2 protein-coding genes are annotated in these 2,433 nt (G+C 72.7%); one reads left to right on the top strand and one right to left on the bottom strand.

Annotated features, from left to right (window positions below):
* The first annotated feature begins 181 nt into the window (after positions 1 to 181).
* Positions 182 to 754: an aminodeoxychorismate/anthranilate synthase component II gene (locus tag VFW24_00255; protein ID HEX5265181.1), complete on the top strand. Its 573-nt coding sequence runs from the start codon at positions 182 to 184 to the stop codon at positions 752 to 754.
* 14 nt (positions 755 to 768) lie between these two features.
* On the opposite strand, the gene pknB is transcribed toward VFW24_00255, so the two are convergent.
* Positions 769 to 2,433: Stk1 family PASTA domain-containing Ser/Thr kinase (gene pknB, locus VFW24_00250; protein ID HEX5265180.1), on the bottom strand; the 1,665-nt coding region annotated here is incomplete at its 5' end.

Raw genomic sequence — 2,433 nt, 5'->3', positions numbered from 1 at the left:
CGACCGGTCGCGCTTCGAGGGCGACGGTCTGGTGCGCGAGCTCGGGGTGGAGGCGTCGACGTACGGGCTGAAGCTCGACGTGAGCACGGTCTCGGGCGCCACCGCCCCCGCCTTCTCCGGCGGGGTGGTGCCCCGATATGCGGTGCCGGTGACGGCGCCGGCGCGTTAGGTTCCGCGGCCCGTGTCCCCCCGTGTCCTCGTCATCGACAACTACGACTCGTTCGTCTACAACCTGGTGCAGGAGATGGGGGACCTCGGCGCCGAGCCGATCGTGCACCGCAACGACGAGATCGACGTCGGGGGGGTCGAGGCGCTGGCGCCGGACGGGATCGTGATCTCGCCAGGCCCGGGCCGGCCCGAGGGCGCCGGCGTCAGCACCGAGGTGGTGCGGCGGATGGCGGGGCGGGTGCCCCTGCTCGGGGTGTGCCTCGGCCACCAGTGCATCGGTGCCGCCTTCGGCGCCGAGATCGTCCATGCGCCGGAGCTGATGCACGGCAAGACCTCCGACGTGCACCACCGGGGGGAGGGCGTGCTGGCCGGCCTGCCGTCGCCGTTCACCGCCACCCGCTACCACTCCCTCGTGGTCGACCGCCTCCCCACCGATCTCGAGGTCACCGCCGAGACGGCCGACGGGGTGGTGATGGCGGTGCGCCACCGCAGCCTCCCGGTGGAGGGCGTGCAGTTCCACCCGGAGTCGATCCTCACCACCGAGGGGCCCCGCCTCCTCGGCAACTTCCTGGCCACGCTGGGCTGACCCCCCCGTTCCGCCTAGGGGTGCGGGGGCTTGGTGGAGGTGGTGGTGGGGGTGGTCGTGGTGGTGGGTGTGGTGGTGGTCGTGGTCTGGGTCGGGAACGTCGTGGTCACCAGGCTGGTTGTGGTCGTCGACGACGTGGTGGTGGTCTCCGATCCGCTGGACACGAAGATCGTGACCGCCGTGCCCTTGGGCACCGACGCGTTGGCCGGCGGGTCGGTGGAGACCACGCTGCCCTGGGGGACGCTGTTGTTGGGCTCGTTGCGCACCGAGCCCACCGACAGCCCGGCCTGGCCCAGCTCGTTGGCGGCCTGGGCCTCGGACAGCCCGGTCACGTCGGGCACCTGCACGGAGGAGGTCCCGCTCGAGACGGTGAGGGTCACGGTGGAGCCGCCGGGCACCTTGCTCCCCGGGGGCGGGTTCTGGTTGATCACGGTGTCGGGCGCGACCGAGTCGCTGGTCTGGTTCTGCACCTGCACGGCCAGGCCCAGGCCGGTGAGCTTGGCGCTGGCGTCGTTGTAGCTCTGGTTGCGCACGTCGGGCACCTGGACCTGGCCCGCCTGCTCGACGTAGATCGTCACCGTCGCGCCCCGCGACGAGCTGGTCCCGGGTTGGGGGTCCTGGCGGAAGACCTGGCCGGCGGTGATGCCGGGCTGGTTCTGCTGGACCTGCTTCACCGAGAAGCCGTCGGCGATGAGGGCCTGCTGGGCCTGCTGGGCCTGTTGGCCGAGCACGCTCGGGACGTTGACCTTCCCCGACGACGACGAGCCGAACAGGCCGAGGTTGTGGCCGACCAGGGCCAGGATGGCGGCCAGGATCAGCAGGAGCACCAGCAGCAGGGCCAGGTAGGCACCCGACCGGCTGCCCCGCGGCGGACCGCCGGCGCGCTCCTCGACGGCCACGGCTGCGCCCACCCGGGTGGCGTCGGCGGCCATGCCGGGGGTGGCGGCGGGGGTGACGGTGGTGGCGCCGACCACCCCGGCCAGCGCCGTGACCGGCTCGCCCGCCTCGACGGGCCGGCCCTGGGAGAAGCGCATGAGGTCGGAGCGCAGGGCCTGGGCGCTCTGGTAGCGGCGGGCCGGATCCTTGGCCAGGGCCTTCATCACCACCGCCTCGAACGCCGGGGAGATGCCCTGCATGCGCGCCGTCGGGGGCTCGGGGTCCTCCCGGACGTGCTTGTAGGCGATCGACACCGGGTTGTCGCCGGTGAACGGGGGCTGGCCGGTCACCATCTCGTAGAGCACGACGCCGAGGGAGTACACGTCGCTGCGCTCGTCGACGTCGCTGCCCTCGGCCTGCTCGGGGGAGAAGTAGGTGGCGGTCCCGAGCACGGCGCCGGTCTGGGTCAGGTGGGCCTCCGCCGAGGCGCTGGCGGCGCGGGCGATGCCGAAGTCGGTCACCTTCACCCGGTCGTCGTCGCAGACCAGCACGTTGCCCGGCTTGACGTCGCGGTGGATCACCCCGTTGCGATGGGCGAAGGCCAGGGCGGCGCCGATGTCGGCCCCGATGGCGGCGGCGCGCGCCGCCGGCAGGGGCCCTTCGGTGCGGATCAGCTGCGAGAGGGTGCGGCCGTCGACGAACTCCATCACGATGAAGTACGACCCGTCCGCCTCCCCCCAGTCGTAGACGTTGACCACGTTGGGGTGGTTGAGGTTGGCGGCCGCCTGGGCCTCGCGGCGGAA

The sequence above is a fragment of the Acidimicrobiales bacterium genome (assembly GCA_036273495.1).
Lineage (GTDB): Bacteria > Actinomycetota > Acidimicrobiia > Acidimicrobiales > JAJPHE01 > DASSEU01.
This window is presented reverse-complemented; position numbering and strand designations above follow the sequence as displayed.